Source organism: Flavobacterium sp. 120 (genome assembly GCF_003633605.1).
Lineage (GTDB): Bacteria > Bacteroidota > Bacteroidia > Flavobacteriales > Flavobacteriaceae > Flavobacterium > Flavobacterium algoritolerans.
Window position 1 is genome coordinate 1,931,265 of record NZ_RBKZ01000001.1, and the last position, 21,983, is coordinate 1,953,247.

Annotated in this window: 10 protein-coding genes; all 10 read right to left on the minus strand. The window is 35.2% G+C overall.

Annotated features, from left to right (window positions below; translation table 11 throughout):
* Positions 1 to 514: 514 nt before the first annotated feature.
* A complete protein-coding gene (locus C8C87_RS08335; protein WP_199716375.1) occupies positions 515 to 1,852 on the minus strand; it encodes a vanadium-dependent haloperoxidase in 1,338 nt (445 codons plus the stop codon).
* Between the two features lie 11 nt (positions 1,853 to 1,863).
* The gene (locus tag C8C87_RS08340) at positions 1,864 to 5,157 is read right to left on the minus strand and encodes a VCBS repeat-containing protein (protein ID WP_121342268.1); all 3,294 of its coding nucleotides are present in this window, start codon (positions 5,155 to 5,157) and stop codon (positions 1,864 to 1,866) included.
* Between the two features lie 171 nt (positions 5,158 to 5,328).
* Positions 5,329 to 6,375, minus strand: a complete 1,047-nt coding sequence (locus C8C87_RS08345; RefSeq protein ID WP_121342269.1) for an exo-alpha-sialidase — start codon at positions 6,373 to 6,375, stop codon at positions 5,329 to 5,331.
* 41 nt (positions 6,376 to 6,416) lie between these two features.
* Positions 6,417 to 7,748, minus strand: coding sequence for a sugar MFS transporter (locus C8C87_RS08350; RefSeq protein ID WP_121342270.1), 1,332 nt, complete (start codon positions 7,746 to 7,748; stop codon positions 6,417 to 6,419).
* Between the two features lie 433 nt (positions 7,749 to 8,181).
* Complete coding sequence (locus C8C87_RS08355) at positions 8,182 to 9,777, minus strand: SusD/RagB family nutrient-binding outer membrane lipoprotein (protein ID WP_121342271.1); 1,596 nt, start codon at positions 9,775 to 9,777, stop codon at positions 8,182 to 8,184.
* 2 nt (positions 9,778 to 9,779) lie between these two features.
* Complete coding sequence (locus C8C87_RS08360; RefSeq protein WP_121342272.1) at positions 9,780 to 12,854, minus strand: SusC/RagA family TonB-linked outer membrane protein; 3,075 nt, start codon at positions 12,852 to 12,854, stop codon at positions 9,780 to 9,782.
* Between the two features lie 334 nt (positions 12,855 to 13,188).
* Positions 13,189 to 15,834, minus strand: coding sequence for a glycoside hydrolase family 3 protein (locus C8C87_RS08365; protein WP_121342273.1), 2,646 nt, complete (start codon positions 15,832 to 15,834; stop codon positions 13,189 to 13,191).
* A 30-nt stretch (positions 15,835 to 15,864) separates the two neighbouring features.
* Positions 15,865 to 18,087 carry a GH92 family glycosyl hydrolase gene (locus C8C87_RS08370; RefSeq protein WP_233550019.1) on the minus strand — a complete coding sequence of 741 codons (2,223 nt, stop codon included), beginning with the start codon at positions 18,085 to 18,087 and terminating at the stop codon, positions 15,865 to 15,867.
* 38 nt (positions 18,088 to 18,125) lie between these two features.
* Positions 18,126 to 19,610 (minus strand): alpha-L-fucosidase, encoded by a 1,485-nt coding sequence (locus C8C87_RS08375; RefSeq protein ID WP_121342275.1) that lies wholly within the window; start codon positions 19,608 to 19,610, stop codon positions 18,126 to 18,128.
* A gap of 49 nt (positions 19,611 to 19,659) precedes the next feature.
* Positions 19,660 to 21,981, minus strand: coding sequence for a GH92 family glycosyl hydrolase (locus tag C8C87_RS08380; RefSeq protein WP_121342276.1), 2,322 nt, complete (start codon positions 21,979 to 21,981; stop codon positions 19,660 to 19,662).
* Positions 21,982 to 21,983: the final 2 nt, after the last annotated feature.

A 21,983-nucleotide genomic window follows, 5' to 3' on the forward strand; every position in this document is an offset into this window, starting at 1 on the left:
AGTAATGTTGATTTTATGAAGAAAATTCATTCTTATCATTAAAAAGAACAAATTAATAAATAATTCAATCATTTTTTTTGTAATTAGTTAGTTTATTAAATTCTTCAATTGTTTATTGTTCAAAGCCGAATTCCTTCTTTTTTTATTGTACAAATTTCGATGTATTCAAAAATTTCAAGTTTCGTATTTTCTCTAAAAATTAATTTACTGCCATATACCAATTTAGTTTTTATAATTTTTCCATCAATCCCCAACAGGACATCCAAACCAAATTCATAAAGCCAATGAAAGACAGCTACTAAATGTAGTAAGCCAATTTCTTTAAATCTTCCATAAAATTTATAGAAATTTGTCCCGTAGAGGTCACAAATTTAAATAAAAAAATAACGCAATACCCAATAAATAAAGGTGTTGCGTTTTTTTATGCTTTATAAAATCCCTACTATATCCATCAAGCCAAAATGAAATCTAATCTATAATTTGATTTTGACAAAGGATATAAATAGTATACTAATTAATTTTTAAAGGTAAAACTCCCATCATTGGATTTTAATATTTTTTGACCAATGTAGTTCCCTATTTGTTCTCCCTGTAAAACGCCGTTTTCAATAGCATCCCTGTAATGAATTCCTCCATATAATCTGGAAATGGCAGCTTCTTGTGATGCTTGCAAAAAGGATTTGAATTTTCGTTCAGGTAAACCAAATTCAATCTCAGTTTTGTCTGTAAAAGAAAAATTATCACCTAAAATTTGAGTGAGTATTGTAGCGGCAGCAGTTGAGATTACGCTGTGCCCAGAAGTATATTCGGGAAAAGGAGGCGTTTGCAATAATGATCGCCATCGAATATCAATCCATTTATTGATTGCTGTTTCGGGCCTTATTCTATTACTTCTATACTTTTCATCCCAACAAGAAATAAATGCATCAGACAACGTTAAAGCAACCGCTGTATGAATAAAAACAGTTTGTTGTAAAGTGGTTTCCTTTTTTAAACAAGCAATACCGGTAATTCCTATCCAGTGTCCTCCGGGAGAAATCTTTTTCAAACCAAATTCAACATGCCCAATCTGCTGTAAAGTAAAAGGGTTACAATCCCAAAAACTGGCAATTGCTTTTTCTTTTTTTGTCAACTGGTTTACAATGGTATAAACCTCAAACATTTGTTTGTAAAAAGAAGACGTCTTGTTAATATCAAAAGCAGCGGGTGCTTTTGGCTTAAATTGCTGTGACGAATCTAGTAAAAAGGTTCTCACTCGATACCATTGTGGCTCCAAAGCCTGCATGTATCCGGGAGCTGTAGGTTGCCAATGACCATCTCCGACTAAAGGAGTGTATTTTTTATAACTGCTGAGCTTAATGAAACCATCAGCTTTTACATACTGCATCATTTGATTGACTGCAATTTGAACCAACTTAGAGGTATTTTCGACCTGAGCTTTAGGAATTCCTTTTTTTATGGCCAAATGCGTTAAAGAATCGGCATCGATAGCGAACTTAGAACCCGATGGCAACAATTTTTCCGCCATTTTAAAAACGGTAAATATGGTGGCAAAAGAAGCATTACTTTTGGCAATTAGCGTATCTGAAACTTGCAGTTTTTGATAGTGTCGGAGCGATTTAGAAAAAGAATTTGCAGGTACTTGAAACAATGACGTCACTTCATTTGAAGCAAGAGTAACATAAGCATAATACCTTGCTGCTGCTACCGGTGACGCAACATCATTGACCATCAAATCGGTTACTTTTTTTAAAGAAGAAACATAGTCTTTTGAAGTGAATTGCGCTGAATTTTGGGAATATAATATACTCCCTGTAAAAATGACAAATAGAACGATATAGATTTTTCTCATAGGGATTTGTATTAATAATTATATACCGCAGGACGCTGGTTATTTACAGAAAAAAGAACTCTTTTTTTACCTTTATAGGGTAAAGAAATAATATCCTTTACGCATCCGTTAACATTCAAACCTGAACTTAACTGTGGATTATAATTGAAATTTCCTTTTCCGTCTCCAGTCAATAAAACACCATAATTAGCGTCTATCTTGCCTATTTTTATTCTTGTTTTCTCTATATTACCACCCAATAAAATATCTGCTTTACCATCATTATTGTAATCTTCAATTCCAATGGCGTATACAGGAGCATAATTGGCCTGAACAGGCAAAATATGTTTAATAAAGACACCATTTTTATTTTCGAACCAAACCGTTTCAAACGTACTCGCTTTTAAATGCTTTGCTGACTGCATTTGATCTGGGGATAAAATTTCATTAATAGTCACTTCTGAATACGATTCGTAGTTAGGGAATCGTTGTCTCAAACTAACAATTTGGTCTGTTAATTCATCTCTGCTGGCCATAGGATATGATTTTCCCTGAACGTAACAGGAAACAAAAGGATCTATGGAACCATTTTTATCAAAATCGCCATAGCAAAGCGTTACAGGTTCTTTCGCACTGACTTGAATTTGGCTATTTGTTCCCCAATTGGCAGCAACCAAATCAAGATCTCCGTCATTATCTAAATCAGCGGCAGCCAATCGGTTCCACCAACCTTCCAAGGAATCTGGAAAATATTTTGAAGTGGCATCTGTAAGTATTCCTTTTTTATTTTCGAAACAACTCACTTTCATCCATTCGCCACAAACAATCAATTCCGGTTGACCGTCTTTGTTAATATCCATCCACAAAGCATCAGTAACCATTCCTATTTGTTGCAATGCAGGAGCTAATGTAGCGGTACGATTGGTAAAAATTCCTTTCCCGTTATTGATGAGCAACATACTCTCCGGAGTTTCAGGATATTTCCCCGGAATCACACGACTTCCTATAAATAAGTCAATATTTCCGTCTCCATTCACATCGGCAGCTTTAACACATGATCCACTTTTAGTTTCTATTGGTAATGCATCCAAACTTTTTTCAAAAACCCCATTGGTATTGATATAAAGTCGGTCTTGTAAGGCAGCATCATTTTCGTCAAAAGCATATCCGCCACTGACTACATACAAATCCGTATCGGCATCATTATCCGCATCAAAAAACAACGCATCAACATCTTCAGAAGCAAGGTCCTGCTCGAATGCTTTTTGGACAGAAGGAACAAAATCACCATTGGCTTGCTGCAGCAAAAGTTGACCTGCTTGCCCTCTGGAGCCACCAATGAAAATATCTTCCAATCCATCTTTGTTCACATCCGCTTTTGCAATATGTGGTCCGCTGTAAGAAAGCATATTGGTCATTAAAGGTTGTACCTTGAAATCATTCGTTTCTTCTTCTACATGTCGAAACGGAATCGCAGTCGTAGCCGAAGAAAAAACGGTTTTTTTACTAGCCTCTGGAGCAATTGAACCAACATTGGCTTTTTCGTACAGCACTTTAATCGATTTATTAACCGTAAGATTCTTTTTTATTATCTCCATTTTCCCATCAGGCCAATACACTGCAATCGAATCAATCGTTGCTGAAGGCAAACCAAAATGCATGGGTTGCTGCATGGAACTTTGAAAACCATGAACGGGATAATTTTCCAGAGTAACGATACCTTTAGGAGTAAATACTTTTACTTTAGCTCCCAAAGCATTTTTATTTTGTCCTGGCATTTGTAATTCCAGATTGATATAATTGCCTCCATTCCCCATCTCAACGGCATTATTCTTATAGACAGCCGCAACCTGATTCATTCGGTTGATTACCAAATCAAGATCGCCGTCATTATCCAAATCAGTATAAACAGATCCATGCGAAAAGTTTTCATCTTCGAGTCCCCAATCCATTGAAGAATCCTTAAACTGAAGATTTCCTTTGTTTTCAAAAATATAATTATGAAGTGGTGTCGAAGGAATACCCTGCAACATTGTGAACATCTTGTCTTCGGTTTCGCCACGCAAATGCTTCAATCGTTCACTAGCATAGAATTTGACAAAATCGCGATTAATCATGTCTCTTGCATACCCATTGGAAACAAATAAATCTTTGTTACCATCATTGTTAAAATCAGCAAATAAGGCAGACCAACTCCAATCCGTATTAGAGATTCCGCTTAACTGTCCGGTTTCACTAAAGGTATCGTTGCCGTTATTTACCTGCAACATATTGCGCATCAACTGATGGTAAAATCCGTTATTTAAAGTATTATTATAGAGTTCATAATTATCTGGGGCATACAATAATTTTTGTCTTTTGTTATCGGCAGGAAGCATATCAAGCGTATAAATATCAGGCCAGCCATCATTGTTAATATCCGCAATATCGGCTCCCATAGAAAAATTAGAAATATGCCCTATTTGCTCTTGTAAATTATCTGTAAAAGTTCCGTCTCCGTTATTGGTATAGAGATAATCTTCTTCGACATAATCATTAGAAACATATAAATCTGCCCAACCATCATTATTTAAATCGCTCACAATAACTGATAAACCATATCCAAGAGGATTAGAAATAATACCCGCTTGCACGGTAACATCGGTAAAATGGTTGTCATCATTGCGATAAAGACGGTCTCCCGCATCAGGATCTACCATTTTTTTTACAAAAGAAGCATCAAAATTACGAAGTGCTTTGATATTATGATTCAACACAAAAAGATCCAAGTCTCCGTCATTATCATAATCAAAAAAAGCCGATTGTGTAGAGTATCCTTCATCGGCAACTCCCATTTCCACCGCTTTATCTTTGAATGTAATTTCGCCCGATGAGGAAGGCCCATTATTAATGAACAACTGGTTTCTTCTTTTTTCTGGTTCAATATCTCCGGAATAACAAACATAAATATCCAGCCAACCATCACCATTTATGTCGACAACACTTACCCCAGTTTTCCATCCTCGACGCCCTTCTGTACCTGATTTTTTTGTGATATCTTCAAAAGCTAGGTTTCCTTTATTAAGATACAGTTTATTAGGTTGAAGATTTGAAGTAAAATACAAATCGATCAATCCGTCATTATTAAAATCCCCAGATGCCACTCCGCCACCATTATAAAAATATTCGTAAGTAATAATATTAAGCTGAGGAGATTCCGGAAGCCGATTATTGAAAGTAATTCCCGTTTTTTCAGCAGGCAGCATAGAAAATAATTTTGTCTGTTGCGAAAAAACAGGTAAAAAAACCAATAAACTCAACCCAATAAACAACCAAACTCTTTTCATATTTTTTGTGTATTAAAAATGAATTCCCATGACAGGCATCAATGTCTTCTTAAATTATAAAACTACAAAAACTAAACATAAAAGTTTAAGCCAATTTCACATTCTGCGCAATGAATCTAAAAAAGCATTTTTTTAATTGCTACTATAAATGTCTTAGAAATTCTCAATTAATTATACACTAAAAGCCACATGCTTAATGTATTTTCGATTGTAAGTATATAAAACATGAATTTTCCCGTCTAAAGTCTGAATGATAGCCGGATAACTAAATTCTCCTTCGCTTTGATTTTCAAGATCCAAAAGCTTTTCCCAATGCACTCCATCATTAGAGTGTTCTACATCCAGAACATTACGGCCATTGAACCAGTCTTTGCCTTGCGGCAATGGATTATTGACCAATAAAAAAGATTTTTTGGATAAAGATATTGCATCAATTCCTGAGTTTGAGTTGACCACATTCAGGCTGTCAGTGTGATTCCATTGTTTGCCTTTATCAGCAGACCAACTACTGATGACTTTATTATGCTTACTTCTGGATAACATTTGAATAGTATTCGCAGAATGAACAAGAAATGTGGGCTGAATGATATCAAATCCCTTTTCATTTTCAACGGCAATCTTCTCCCAGCTATCAGTTGCTTCCGTGTACATTTCTACATGTACGCGCCATTCCTTATTATCGATACTTTCAGTGCTGCTCCCGCACAAAATCACACCCGGAGTTACCTCAATAGGTTTGTTTTTTATGGGACCAAGGATTCCTTTAGGCAAGTATTTGGGAGTGCTCCAAGTAGTTCCATTATCTTTTGATACTGTCATGGCTCCAAACCATTCTCTGGGATTTTTCCCAACCTTGTAAAACAAATACAAACGCTGGCTTTTACTTTTGAACAATACCGGATTCCAGCAAGGCAACGTGTCTCCTTGAGTAACTAAGGGTTTAATAAGATTATAAGGGGCAGACCAAACTTTTCCATTGTAAACTGCTGCATAAATCCCTACATCTTTAGCGCCTTCATATTTACCGCCAAACCATGCTGCCATAAGTTGGTTTGGCTTCAACTCAACCAATGTTGCCGCATGACTACTGCTGGTTATGGGTTTGTCAATTATAAAAGCAGAAGTGATATTACTTGCTTTTGGCTTCTTTGAAACCGAAGAGCAAGAAAAACACATTAAAACCAATATAATTCCGAGATGCTTTAGTTTTAAATTCATCGTTTATTATAAATTGCTATTTAGCTTGTTTTTACAGACAATTATTTTTTCTTTAATCCTAACTTATGTCCTGCAATGGCGTAGTATAATATTATGATATAACACGGTAATAAAATCCAATATCCTTTGGTGGAAGCATTTGCTGTTGCCAATGCATCACTCATTCCTTGGGCAATATAATCTGCTTTATTAGAATCTACCAATTTCCCATATAAAGGCGGAATTACTGCTCCTCCAGAAATAGCCATAATCAACAATGCAGAAGCTGTTTTAGTAAATTTGCCTAGTCCTTTTAAAGTGAGAGGCCATATTGCCGGCCATACCAAAGCATTTGAAATACCCAACGCAGCTACAAATAAAACAGAGGTAAATCCGGAAGAAAAAACAATACAAAACGACAATACAATTCCTAAAGCCGCACTTGCTTTTAAGGCAAAGGCTTGGGTTATGTATTTTGGAATTAAAAATACTCCAAGACCATAAGTTGCTACCATTGCCATTAATGTAAATGTGGTGAAAAATTTAGCTTCGGCTACAGGAAAGTTTAGAGCAATACCATACGCTATGATGGTGTCTCCTGCAATAACTTCAACCCCAACATACATAAAAAGAGTTAGTACACCTAACCACAAATGTGGGAATTGAAAAATACTTGTTTTTGTTGTTTCACCTTCTTTTGGTACTTCAATAGGTTCAGCTTCTACGTCTGGTAAAGGTGCTTTTAGAATTAAAAGACCTAAAACAAATAAAACAATTGCCATGATTACATACGGAGCCACTACACTGTCTGCCATAGTATCTAACAATTGTACTTTTTCGGCAGCATCAACAACATCTAATTTTTCTTTAATTTCATCTATTCCAGATAATAAAAGGGCTCCAAAAATAAGAGATCCTAAAGCTCCGGCTATCTTATTAGCAATTCCCATAATTGCGATACGCTTAGCCGCACTGTCAATAGGTCCTAAAATAGTAATATACGGATTGGATGCTGTTTGCAATAAGGTCATCCCGGTTCCTTGAATAAAAATTCCGGTTAAAAACATCCAATAGGTTCTTGCCTCGGCGGCAGGTATAAAAACTAAAGCTCCTATTCCCATTATAAACAATCCCAAAGACATTCCTTTTTTATAGCCAATTTTTGCTAAAATATAAGATGCTGGCAAGGCCATTACCACAAAAGAGATATAGGATGCTGATGCTACTAAAAGCGATTGAGCCGATGTTAATTCGTTTATGGTTTTCATAAACGGAATTAATGCCCCGTTAATCCAAGTTACAAATCCGAAAATAAAAAATAGTCCTCCAATTATCATAATTGGAATTAATGTGGTGTTTTTTTCCTGTGCTACTGATTGGTTACTGCTAGCCATAATAATAATTTTATAATTTAAATTTTAGGTGTTTGATTATTTAGATTTTATTTTTCAATTCTTTAGTGCTTCCATTTTCTAAAAGAAATAGCATCATTACTGCCTGACAACCAACTCTATATATTAAAAACTGTTTTTTAATGTTTAAACAAAATAGTATGAAGATTTCATATCGCTACTACAGAACATAACTTGATACAATATGCATCTGCATTTTGTAAATGAAGAGCAGATTGATATGAAGAAGAACCTATTTATAGCTGAATATTTTTTTAAAACAATAGTAATAGACACAAATTAGTGCTATCTAATTTCCAACAGATTAAATAAAAAGAGAGTAATTGTTTATTTTTTTGACAATGAAATTGGAAAAAAAGTTAAAAGGAGAGTTTCCCCTCCTTTTAACAGAATTATTAATCAAAAAATCAATTTATTATTTATCCCACCAGATTTTTGTAATCCAAGTGTCTCCACCCATATTAGAGACTGCCGCATTATAACTAGCAGTATTATTACTTCCTTCAGTAGACGGATAAACTTGTCTTGTAGGAATTTGACCTGAACTAAAGTTTCCAGAGTAATTTACCGGAGTAAGTACAGGGAAATCAGATCTTTTCCAGTTGTTCCAAGCTTCAACCCAGTTACCGGTTAAACCAGTAGTTGCCCATATTTGCTCGTTGATCATTTTCAAAGAAGCAGTAGTTGAAGTTACATTCAAAGGATGTGCAGCAGCATAAAAAACAGCATTTGCATTAGTGATTTGTGTTCCACCAAATTTATTTAAAGTTACCATTGCTCCTACTAATCCATTGTTAAAGTATTGAGCTGCAGTTCCTGATACAGAATATCCTCTTACCGCTGCCTCAGCCATCAATAATTGTACTTGTGCATACGTAAGAATAAAAACTGGTGTCGTTCTATTTCTATACATTGGTGTAGGTCTAGAGTAATTACCGATAGCAGCAACATCACTACCTGATCCAGTTGAACCTGGATAATTAGGCTCTAAACTTACATCTCTAGCGCCTCCTTTAGTATCATACCCATTAGGGAATCCTATTTGAGCAGCTGTACTTGTATTACCACCAGTATATAAATAATTTGCAGCAAGTCCAGCACCTGGAACTTCAGCAACAACAGGCAAACGTAAATCATTGTTAGATTTTAAATAATCAATCAATGTTTTAGACCAACGTACTTCATAAACATCAGCAGAAACTGTGAATGAAGCTCCATTACCATTGTCAAAACCATTAGCATCATCAGTAGGAGAAATAGCTTCATCAGCAACCGAAGCAAAAACTCCACCTGCAGCCGCTTTTTCAGCATACTTTTTAGCATTAGCAGCATCAGCAACTGTTAATCTCATTGCCATTTTCAACATCAATGAATAACCAAAAGAACGCCATTTAGCAATATCTCCACCATAGTAAATATCACTTGTTGGTTTATCTTTAGAAGCATCTAAAGTTAATATTGCAGCATCTAAATCAGCTAACATTTGAGGATATAAATCTTGTTGTTTGTCGTATTTAGGTTGAGAAATACTTTGATCCAACATTAAAGCCTCAGAATAAGGAACATCACCATATACATCTGAAATATAAGAAATAGACATGATTTTTACAATTGTTCCAATAGCAGCTAAATTTGGCATGTTTTTTTGATTTGCCAATTTAGACATTTGATTCGCTGTTGAAGCAGCTGTGTAAACACCATTCCAAATTCTTTGAACATAATCATAAGTACCACCAGTAGTAACATATTTATCTCCACCATCATAATAATTAGCTCCTCCAGTTGAAGGCGATGCTAAAAGTTGTACCCACATACTTTGAAATAAGATTGGGCCTTCGTAACCTACAGTTCTTTGTCCATAATCATAAAGAGCTCTTGGTAAAAGTAAATTTGGATCAAATATTTCAGATCCTGCTTTAGTTGGATCGGTATTAATTTCTTCGAAATCACTATCGCATGAAATTAGCAAACCACTAACAACAACGAACAATATTTTAATATATTTAGTCATAATTATTTTATTTTAAAGTTAACATTTAGACCAAAAGACCTTGTTGAAGGTAAACTAGTCCCTTCAATTCCATAATATTTCACATTAGAACCAAAACTACTTTCTGGATCAATATTATCCGCTTTACGCATTAGGATAGCAAGATTTCTAGCTACAAATGAAATATCAATTCCTTCTAAGAATGAGATTTTACCCATTACGCTTTTAGGGAAAGAATATCCAAATGATAATTGTCTAAGTTTGATAAAATCTCCGCTAACAACACTTGTACTTGTAATGTTACGAGCTTCTGCTTGATAATAATTTTCAGCTGTAGCAGTAATTCCACTATTTGTAACACCTGTTTCTCTACCTACTAATGTAGCTTGATTCAATCCTCTTAGACGAGAATAGTATTCCGTAGCAGAAATTACTTTATTACCGTAATTAAAGTCAACTAAGAACGCAAGATTAAAGTTTTTGTATTTGAATTCATTGTTCCATCCACCATAAAAAGTTGGTAAAACAGAACCGAAGTTTTTAAACTCTCCTCTTACCGGTAAACCAGCAGCATCAACTTGAATACTTCCATCTGTATTATAAGCATAATCATATGCTCTAATTTGTGGACCAGCTTCACCTACTACATAAGCAGTAACAGCATTTCCTAAAGTTCCACGGTTACTTCCTAAAACAATTGGAGTTTCATCTGCATTGGTAGCCAATACTTTGTTTTTAAAATTTGTTGTATTTAAACTAGTTGTCCAAGTAAAATTATCCGTTTTAACAGGAATACCTGTTACAGCAATTTCTAAACCTTTATTTTGGATAGAAGCACTTGCAACAACACCTGTAGCAAACCCAGTTGATCTACTATACTCAGCATTTAAAATCTCATCATGTGATGTTTTCTCATAGTATGATAAATCAAATGTCAATCTGCTTTTGAAAAATCTAAGATCTAAACCTAATTCAACCTCGTCTACCGTAAATGGTTTTAAAAGAGTTGGAAGCGTTGAAGGAATTGAACCCGTAGCATAACTTACACCATTTCTTACTAATGAATTTCCTGAATTGAAATATAAAGAGTTTGTATAAGGAGTAGCCTCACCACTTGTTACAGCATAAGACAATCTTACTTTAGCAAAATCTAACGCATCGATATGTAATAAATCATTGAAAACAAACGCTCCAGAAACTGAAGGTGTAAATACTGCATTATCAGAAGAAGCTGCAGAAGACAATGAAGAATAAACATCGTAACGGCCTGTTGTAGATAATGTTAAGTATTTTTTATATCCAAAATCAAAAGAGTAAAATGCAGAGTGGCTTTCACTTCCTGTATAATTATACTCTCTATTGATATTAACTACATTGTTTGGAGTATATAAATAAGGTAAAACGAATGGACCACCACCTATTTTAATTCTTTCATATTTATTTTGTCTAATGTTACCACCCGCTAATGCATCTACTGAGAAATCAGTACCAATTTTAAATTTAGCTCCAAAAAGTCCATCAAGATTTAACTCAGAACGAGTTGATTGTCCTTTACTGTCTAAGCTTCCACGTTTATTAGTAGTATAATCTAATCCCCAAGGATTAACACTAAATTCTGTATCATTAGAAACATCATTTCCTAATCTTACCATTGCATAGATATCATCTGTAAAGCTATATTTAGTTGATAATACTGAAATAGTTCTTTTTCTTGTAGGATCTTCAACCCCTTGATTTACTATAAAATAAGGATTTGTAACATAATTATCATCACTGAAAACAACTTCAGCACCAGTTATAGGATCATAACCAGGAGCAAAAATATTATGGTCTACATTGGGAGCCAATAATAAAAAGTTATTTGGGTTTTTAGGACCATCACTTAAAAAAGGTCTGTTATTTGATCTTTCATCTGTGTAATTTACAGAAGCAGCCACATTTAATTTATCAGTAATATTTTGATCTGCGCTCAAATTTATCGTAGTACGTTTAAGACCGCTATTTGGCACAATCGATTTAGAATCTAAATTAGAGAATGACAAACGAAATGCTCCATCTCCAAGACCTTTAGATACAGAAACAGTATTGGTAAGGTTAGTTCCTGTTTTATAAAAATCGATGTAACTTTCTTTAGCTTTACTGTATGAATATTGTTGACCGTCAAAGCCAATTACTGAGCTACCGTCTAATTTTCCTCCCCAAGAATTTCTGTTTGTTGCTAATGCAGCACCAGTAGTTAAAGGTTTTGAACCACCTGTACCTTGACCATATTGATCTTGAAAATCAGTATAATCAACTGGTGCGTCAGCCATGAAATTAGAATTAAAAGTAATAGCGTAATCGCCACCTTTTTTACCTTTTTTAGTAGTAATAATAATAACCCCATTTACAGCTCTGGCTCCATAAAGAGCAGATGCTGACTGACCTTTAAGTACTGTCATTTTCTCAATATCGTCCGGATTGATATTACCGATACCATCACCTTGATCCGCTCCACCCCATTCTCCAGCAGAACCTCTTTGTGTATTATCAATTGGAATACCGTCAATAACAAATAATGGAGAACCTCCACTAGTAATACCAGATATACCTCTCAAAAGCACTTTTGAAGTTCCACCAGCACCACTATTAGTTCCTCTTACTACAAGACCCGAAACACGACCTGCTAAACCATTAGCTACGTTCGTTTCTCTAGCTTTGTCTAAGTTATCCCCACCTACAGTAGTTACGGCATAACCTAATTTTCTTTGATCTTTAGAAATCCCCAAAGCTGTTACTACAACTTCTCCTAACTGATTTGCATTTTCTGTCAAAGAAACATTTAAAGTAGTTGCCCCGGTAAAAGCAATTTCTTTTTCAGCATAACCTACAAAAGAAAATACTAAAATCGCTGATCGACTTGGAACATTGATACTGTACTTCCCTTCAAAATCAGTTGAAACTCCATTTGTTGTCCCCTTAACAACAACGTTTACCCCTGGTAATGACATACCAGTACTTCCATCGGTAATTTTTCCTGATACTGTGGTTTGTGCCTTAGCTAATTGAAAGCTGAATAAGCAAAACACAAACAGTAACTTAAATACTTTTTGAATCATAATTTGGTTTTTGTGTTAATAATTTATTTTTTAATTGGTTAACCTAACGTTAATAATTTCTTAAATTTAAAACTATGCCGCATTACCCGAAAATTATTTCGACCAATAACAAATTTGAATAGGTGTTTGTCAATTTTATCTTTTTTTTGACAATTATTGCTTTTTTTTAGTACGTAATTACCAATGAATTATACAAATTAGCAACTATTTAATAAGCTCCTATTCTTGTATAAAAAAAGAAAAACATCAATCTTAAATTTAAGATTAATGTTTTTCTATTATTGCTGGAATGTGATGAAAAAAATTAACAATTTCTTTTATAAAATACATTCAATTAGTCCAAAACCTTGAAATTTGTCTTAAGTAAATCAACCGAATTACCTCCAACCATTACTTCAAAATCTCCTGGCTCTACCACTCTTTTCATTTCTCGGTTCCAAATAGCCAATTCATCAGGTGTTAATGTAAACGTTACATTTTTGGTTTCGCCTTTCTTAATGAATATTCTTTTAAAACCTTTTAAAGTTTTCAATGGTGTCGTAACACTACTATAAACATCATTGATATACAATTGCACCACTTCATCACCGTCATAATTTCCTGTATTTTTAACATCTACACTAACTTTTAATTCACCGTCAGCCTTAATTGCTGCGGTACTTAAGGCTAGATTTGAATATTCAAATGTGGTATAACTCAATCCATACCCAAAAGTGTACAATGGATTTTCACTTTCAGTCACATATCTATGAATAGCAGAAGGTTTTTGGTTGTAATAAATAGGCAACTGCCCAACTGATTTAGGAAAGGTAATAGGAAGTTTTCCTCCTGGATTGTAATCCCCAAATAGAACATCGGCAACTGCTTTTCCTCCTGCTTCTCCCGGAAACCAAGCTTCAACAACAGCAGGAATATTTTCATTGATCCAATTTACAGAAAGCGGACGACCGTTTAACAACACACAAACTACAGGAGTTCCTGTTTTCTGGATGGCTTCTATCAATTCTTGTTGCATACCATGTAAATCTAAAGTAGCCACATCTCTGTTTTCTTCAACCAATTCATTCGATTCCCCTAAAACTACAATAGCAACATCAGCTTTTTTAGCAATATCAATCGCTGGTTGGAAATTTACTTTTTCTAAGTTCCAACGCAAGTGTGCTCTGGCTCCCCAGCCTCCCTCCCACATTTCTATGCGAACTTTATATTTTTTACCTGCTTCAATATTCTTTGGAGTTGTAACCATATTAGTGGCACCTTTTGTCCAATTGTCGATAACCAACTGATCGTCAATCCACATTCTGATTCCATCATCAGAACTTAAACCAAACCAACCATCAAATGCCTTGTCTGATTTTATATAACCAGTCCAACGAATAGAAAAATCATCATCACTAACTCCATCACCCGGTGACCATGGCCAATCGAATTCTAATTGACTGTCAATACGTGTCAATACTGGATTTCCTTCTACATTTCTATTGTTAAAATATTCTCCTTTTAATCCGTTTTGTGCTTCATCTGGCGTAAACAAAAATTTTGATGGAATAACCTGTCCTTTCACTATAAGAGAAACACCTTCTTCATAAAGCACATTTGTTTTTGTACCGACAACTTGTTTAATTCCTTCCAAAACTGTCGTTCCAACTTTATTTTTTACCGAATATCCGCCCAATCTTGACGCATCCGCATTTGGACCAATAACCGCAATGGTTTGAATATCTTTCTTTAAAGGCAAAATATTGTTTTCATTTTTCAATAAAACAATAGATTTATGTCCTGCTTCTAATGCTAAATCCTGATTTTCTTTGGTATGAAAACGCTCTTTAATCAAATTCTTATCGGTGTATGGATTTTCAAATAAACCCAATAAAAATTTAAGTCTCAAAACTCCGCCCGCAGCACGGTCTATTTGTTCCATTGTCAATTTTTTCTCATTCACCAATTCAATGATAGTTTGTTGCCAAAACTCATTTGTAAAATCATAAAATTGCATATCAACTCCGGCAGCAATGGCTTGTCTGATACTTTCTTTTGGAGAATCGGTAACGTAATGTGTCGTTTGAAGGTATTTAATAGCACCTAAATCCGAAACTACAATTCCTTTGAAACCCCATTCTTTTCTAAGTACATCAGTCAATAACCAATGATTGGCAGCACAAGGAATTCCATCTAATTCTGAATACGCACACATTGTTCCTAATGCGCCTCCTTTTCTAAATGCTTTTTCAAATGAAGGTAAAAAATCTTCACGCGCTGAACGCTCTCCCACCAATACCGGTGATGAGTTCCCTCCTGCTTGCGGAATACCGTGAACGGCGAAATGTTTTGGTTCAGCAATAATAGAACGATCAGAAGTTAAATCATCACCTTGCATTCCTTTAATCATCGATAAACCTAGTTCTCCCGTTAAATAAACGTCTTCGCCAAAGGTTTCTGCAACTCTTCCCCAGCGTGGTTCGCGGCCTACATCAAGATTGGGTCCTAAACCAAAATGAACACCGTGAGCTCTGGCTTCGGTTCCAATTACCTTACCCACTTTATCCATAAGATTCGTATCCCAAGTTGCACCTAAACCAATACTCATTGGGAAAGCCGTACTTTCGTCATCTAAATAACCATGAAGCATTTCGCACATGATAAGTGCAGGAATTCCCCATTTGTTCTTTTTTATAACTTCATTTTGAAGGTCATTAATCATTTTTGCCGAACGCGGATAAATGTCATGAATAGCGCCTATTCCAAGATTTCCAATTTTAACATCCGATTTCGTTTTAGAAAAATTTTCTTTTTCCTTAAAGTATTCGCCTTTGTACATATCCATTTGACGTACTTTTTCCTCCAGACTCATTCTGCTCAACAAGTCAGTTAGTCTGTCTTCGACGGGTAATTTAGGGTTTTGATACGGATATTTTTTTTGCGCAAAGCCTTGGCTAAAAAAACCAAGAAACAGTACTAAAACAAGGGTTATTTTTTTCATTCTTAAGTGGTATTTTTGGTAGTGTATTAATTAATTTTGAATCACTTTTAATGTTGTTCCGTTCACAAAATCATCATGAGAAATAAAATAACTATTAAGTGCTTTTCCGTCTAATTGTATTTGCTTGATTTTACCGTCATTGTTGACTTCGCGTTCAATTACAATACTTTTCTTTTTATAGTATTTTGGGTCTAATTGAATGGTTACTTTATCAAACATTGGTGTGGTAATGGTATAAATTGGGTCTCCGGGAGCAATAGGATATATTCCCATCATAGAATACACCAACCAAGCAGACATGGTTCCGGTGTCATCATTTCCAGGCAATCCATTTGGCTTATTTTGAAAATAGGTTCCCACTAATTTTTTAACCAATTCCTGACTTTTCCATTCGTCTCCTTTTATGTAATTAAACAAATAAGGATACGCAATATCCGGCTCGTTTGCCATATCAAATTGCTTGATATCAAATACTTTTTGTAATTGGTTTGAAAACGCTTTATCACCGCCCATGAGTTTTATAAGTCCTTTGATATCGTGAGGCGCCATAAAGGCATATTGCCAAGCATTCCCTTCGATAAAACCAACATTTTCTTCAAAGTTAGCTCCCGAAACCGGGTCGAATGGTTCGTACCATTTTCCATTAGCTAATCTCGGACGAAGTAATTTTAAATCTTTATCAAATAATTTTCGATAGGATAACGAACGGTTTTTAAAACGCAAATAATCTTCCTTTTTGCCTAAAGCTTTCGCCAAAAGTGAAATAGAGTAATCTGATGCGTTGTACTCTTGCGTTGTAGAAACTGGTCCTCGATCATTGGTTGTCAAAAACCCTTTTTCGATATAATCTTTTAATCCCGGACGCAACGGATTATTTTCGATTTGGTCCGCACCTTTCAGCATGGCTTTATAGGCTTTATGCACATCAAAATCCTGAATTCCTTTTAAATACGTATCCGCAATAACAATGCTGGCGGGATCACCAACCATTGTGAATGTTTCAGTAGAATTTAATTCCCACTTGGGTAACCAGCCGTTTTCATCATACATTTCCAACATGCTTTTAACCATATTCGATTGTTGCTGCGGATAAGCCAATGACATTAACTGATGTAAATTTCTGTACGTATCCCAAAGCGAAAATACCGTATATCGGGTTCCTGTTGTTGTACCTATTTTCCCTGTTTTTATTTCAGGATATTCTCCGTTGAAATCATTTAAGGTGTTCGGATGAATTAAAGTATGATACAAAGCTGTGTAAAAAATAGTCTTCTCTTCTTTGGAACCGCCTTCAACCAAAATTTTAGAAAGTGCTTCGTTCCATTCGTTGTAAGTCTCTTTATAAACTGCATCAAAGGTTTTGTTTCCAGTTTCTTTTTCTAAATTTTCTCGGGCATTTGCGATACTTACATAAGAAACTCCAACTTTCACTTCAACCGTTTCTTCTTTATCGAAATCATAGGAAAAATAAGTTCCAATGCTGTCACCAACAACCATTTTGGTGGAATTATCCATCATTCTGGTTTTGCCGTTATACGTCATCCATTGGGCTTCGACTCCTTCATATTTTGATGGTTTTTTCCAAACTCCAAACTTCGCTGCCGGTTTTGAAAATTTGGCAACAAAATATACCGGATAAGCCGCTTCCGGACTATTGTAACAAAACGAACCTACGGAACGCATTCCTTCAATTTCGGTTGAAGACACTATTTTTACCATAGCGCCTTCTTCATTGGTTAAACCTAAACCAAGATTTAATAAAACATTAGATTGTCCTTTTGGAAAAGTAAATTTACTAACTCCTACTCTTTTGGATGCCGTAAACGCTGCTTTTACATTATACTTATCAATATTTACACTATAATACGCCGTTTTTGCCACTTCATCAGAATAAGTGGAACCATACTTTAAATGATTGGTTTCAACAGCTCCCGTGGTTGGCATCAATAAAATAACGCCTAATTCCGGACAACCCACGCCACTTAAATTGACTTGACTAAATCCTGTTAGAAATTTATTCTCATTTACGTATGGATTCGATAACCAACGGCTGTCTTTTTCTAATGGTAAATTTTGAGGTCCCGCTACATTAAACGGACTGATACTTGCCATTCCTCTTGGTGCAATGGGACCTGGATAGGCAGCACCATAATTTGAAGTTCCAATAAACGGATTTACAAAATCTGCTGGTTGTTGCGCATACAGCATTCCTGCGCTACAAAACAGCATCAAAGAAAAAAGCGTCGCTCGCATTGTTATCCTGTTATTTAAAAACATACTTTTTAATTTTTCTATCTGTTAATCGCTTCAACTTTTAATGTCCAAGCTTCTTTTGACGGCAAATTATTTCTTAATTGTTCTGGAATTATAACTTTAAAACCGTTATCCACTTTGGTCCATTTTAATGAGGTCCCAGAACCTAACATGGTGATTTTTGTTCCTTTTTTTGGACTGATAGATTGTACAACAACTTCAGAAGGAATTTTATTTTCTCCTTTTTTAGCCAAATAAAATAAGAAAACATTCCCCGCTTTATTTTGAGTCATACAGATATTATCCTCTTTGTAAGGCGCTATTGGTTTGGTATTGTAAATAGCAGTACTATTTACTTTCATCCAAGCACCATATTCTGCCAATAAATCATAAGCGCCTTGTTGCCATTCTCCATCAGGTCCCGGAGCGACATTCAACAACAAGTTTCCTCCTTTAGCTACAACATCTACAAGCATGTGAATTCCTTGTCTGCCGGTCATGTAATTAGCATCTGGAGTGTAAGACCACCCGCCACCAGAGGTAATACAAGATTCCCAAGGATAAGGCAATGTTTTTTCAGGAACACGATTTTCCGGAGTTAAATAATTTTGATTTTTTCCATGAACAGCTCTGTCCACCACAATTAATCCGGGTTGTTTTTGACGTGCTTCTACAACCAAATCATCCATTTTAATGTCTTGGTCAACTACTCTATGCTTAATAAATCCATTCCCTGATTCATTCTCTGCAAACTTCTCATTATACCCTTTTTTTACATCACTTTGAGCTGTTTTTGCAACCCAACCACCATCTAACCATAAAATATCTACTTTACCATAATCCGTAAGCAATTCTAAGATTTGGTTGTGTGTAAAGTTTACATACTTTTTCCATTTTTCAGGATAAGCAATAGGATCGTAATTTACATTTCTGTCAAAAGGCGGAAAATAAGGATTCCAATAATTCTCATTATGCCAATCCGGTTTAGAAAAATAAGCGCCTATCCATAGTTTTTCATTTCTAAAAGCGTTGAAAACTTCTTTAGCAATATTTGCTCTCGGATTGCTGCTAAAAGCACATTCTTCATCTGTCACTTTATAATCAGAATATTTAGTATCAAACATAGAAAATCCATCATGGTGTTTTGTGGTAAATACCATGTATTTCATTCCAGCATTTTTAGCCGCTTTCGCCCATTTCTCCGGGTTGAATTTTACCGGATTGAATGTTTTTTTCAGTCCTTCGTAATCCTTTACATACTGATTATAATTAGTTGGATCGCTTCCTTGTCTTCGTTCACACCAACCATAATCTTCAGGGCAGATTGACCAAGATTCTACAATTCCCCATTGACTATAGGTTCCCCAGTGCATTAGCAAACCAAACTTTTTACCTTGCCATTCATCTATTTTTTTTAGTACTAACGGGTCTGTTTCCGGCACATAACGTTCATCTTCATAAATGGCTTGTGAAAACATTTGAACCGAAAATAATAGTGCGATTATGAATATTCCTTTTTTCATTTTAATTGATTTATAATTTTTAATATGCTTGTATTTTCTATGCTAATGCCTAATTTTTTAATTCATTACTTAAAGAATAAGGAACGTTTTCAGGTTTGCTTCCCCAATCTTTGTTTGGAGTATCTCCCAAATTAAACTCTAATTTTCCTCCTTTTTGAATGTCATCAAAATTTAAAAAACTGTTGGAATATCCTTTTCCGTTTAAGCTTGCGGATTGAATGTAAAAGTTACTTTTCGAATTGTTTTTGGCACCAATTTCAAACGTATTTCCGTTTTCTAAATGAATAGTGGCTTTTTTAAATAACGGGCTTCCTATCACATATTGATTTACTCCTGGCGTAACAGGGTAAAAACCTAACGAACTAAACACATACCAAGCCGATGTTTGTCCGTTATCCTCATCTCCACAATACCCATCTGGAGTGGCAGCATATAATTTAGTCAGTACTTCGCGTATTCTTGATTGTGCTTTATACGGTTGATTGGCATAATTGTACAAATAGATCATGTGCTGAATTGGTTGATTTCCATGTGCATAATTCCCCATGTTTGCCACTTGCATTTCTCTAATTTCATGAATGGTTTGACCGTAATAAGAATTGTCAAAAGTTGGTGGCATTTGAAATACTTCATCTAATTTTGAAGCAAATTTCTCTTTCCCACCCATCAAATCCATTAACCCTTGAATATCATGAAATACAGACCATGTGTAATGCAAACTGTTGCCTTCGGTAAAGGCATCACCCCATTTCAAAGGATTAAAAGGACTTTGAAAATCACCTTCTTTATTTTTTCCTCGCATCAAATTAGTTGATGAATCAAATACGTTTTTATAGTTTAACGACTTCTTGAGGTAAGTATCAGCGATGCTTGTTTTTCCTAATTTCTGGGCCATTTTCGCAATGGTGAAATCAGCATATGCATACTCTAAAGTTCGCGCTACATTTTCATTAACCCCAACATTATAAGGAACATAACCTAAACTATTGTAATAACTTAAACCAGCTCTACCTACAGAACTTACAGGTCTTCCCTCTTCAATAGTAGCGTTTTTCAACATGGCTTCCAATAACAATTCAGCATCTTTATTTTTAGAACCTTTCAAAAAAGCATCTGCAATTATGGGAGCCGAATTTGAACCCACCATACAATCTCTATGTCCAGGGCTTGCCCATTCCGGCAACCAACCAGATTCTTTATAGGTATTGGCAAGTCCGTCCATGATGTGACTGTTTAATTCTGGGTACATCATATTAAAAAATGGAAAAACAGCTCTAAAAGTGTCCCAAAACCCATTATCTGTAAACATATATCCAGCGCTTACTTTCCCGTTATAAGGGCTGTAATGCACCACATTATTGCTTTTGTCAAATTCATAAAACTTCCTTGGAAAAAGCAATACTCTGTATAAACTGGAATAAAAAGTTCTTAGATTGTCAACATTATCGTCTTCAACTTGAATTCGACTTAATTCTTTTTCCCAAGTTTGTTTTGCCTTTTCTTTTGTTTGTTCAAAAGAATCGGAGCCAATTTCTCTCGATAAATTTAATTGGGCTTGTTCCGGACTGATAAAAGATGACGCAATTTTTACATGTACAACTTCTCCTTTTTTAGTTTTAAAACCTATGATCGCGCCAACGTGTTTTCCTGTGCTGGAAGTTGAATTTTCTATTAATTTCCAACCATCTGTCCAAGTATGATTGATTTCAAAATCTTTATCAAACTCTGCGACAAAATAATTATGAAAATTCTCTGGAACGCCACCACTATTATTGCGACTGTATCCAATGATTTTTCGTTGCTCCGGAATAATTTTCACCATAGATCCTTTAAAAAAGGCATCCAACATGATATAGGATTTGTTTGCCTCCGGAAAAGTAAACTTAAATTGGGCCGCTCTTTCTGTTGGTGCAACTTCAGCAAGCACATCATAATCGGCTAAATATACCGAGTAATAATAGGGTTTCGCAATTTCGGCCTTATGAGAAAACCAAGATTCGCGCTCGTCTTCCTGAAACTTTAAATCACCTGTTACAGCCATCAATGAGAACGCAGCATAATCATTGATCCATGGACTTGGCTGATGCGTTTGCTTGATTCCTCTAATTTTATTGGCATCGTACTTGTATGCCCAACCATCTCCCATTTTAGAGGTCATTGGTGTCCAAAAATTCATGGCCCATGGCGTCGCAATCACTGGATAGGTATTCCCATTTGATAAACTATAATCAGAATCGGTGCCCATTAATGGATTCACATAATCAACAACATTTGTTGTTTTGTCTGCCGTTTTTATAAGTTCAATATTTTTATTGGAACACGAAAAACACAGTAGTCCCACAAAAACCAGTACAATTTTTAAATACTTCATTT

Coding starts and splice junctions, on each gene's coding strand:
- C8C87_RS08370 (WP_233550019.1), bottom strand. CDS start 18,087: ATGCGAGCGACGCTTTTTTCTTTGATGCTGTTTTGTAGCGCAGGAATG.
- C8C87_RS08345 (WP_121342269.1), bottom strand. CDS start 6,375: ATGAATTTAAAACTAAAGCATCTCGGAATTATATTGGTTTTAATGTGT.
- C8C87_RS08360 (WP_121342272.1), bottom strand. CDS start 12,854: ATGATTCAAAAAGTATTTAAGTTACTGTTTGTGTTTTGCTTATTCAGC.
- C8C87_RS08375 (WP_121342275.1), bottom strand. CDS start 19,610: ATGAAAAAAGGAATATTCATAATCGCACTATTATTTTCGGTTCAAATG.
- C8C87_RS08335 (WP_199716375.1), bottom strand. CDS start 1,852: ATGAGAAAAATCTATATCGTTCTATTTGTCATTTTTACAGGGAGTATA.
- C8C87_RS08340 (WP_121342268.1), bottom strand. CDS start 5,157: ATGAAAAGAGTTTGGTTGTTTATTGGGTTGAGTTTATTGGTTTTTTTA.
- C8C87_RS08365 (WP_121342273.1), bottom strand. CDS start 15,834: ATGAAAAAAATAACCCTTGTTTTAGTACTGTTTCTTGGTTTTTTTAGC.
- C8C87_RS08350 (WP_121342270.1), bottom strand. CDS start 7,748: ATGGCTAGCAGTAACCAATCAGTAGCACAGGAAAAAAACACCACATTA.
- C8C87_RS08355 (WP_121342271.1), bottom strand. CDS start 9,777: ATGACTAAATATATTAAAATATTGTTCGTTGTTGTTAGTGGTTTGCTA.
- C8C87_RS08380 (WP_121342276.1), bottom strand. CDS start 21,981: ATGAAGTATTTAAAAATTGTACTGGTTTTTGTGGGACTACTGTGTTTT.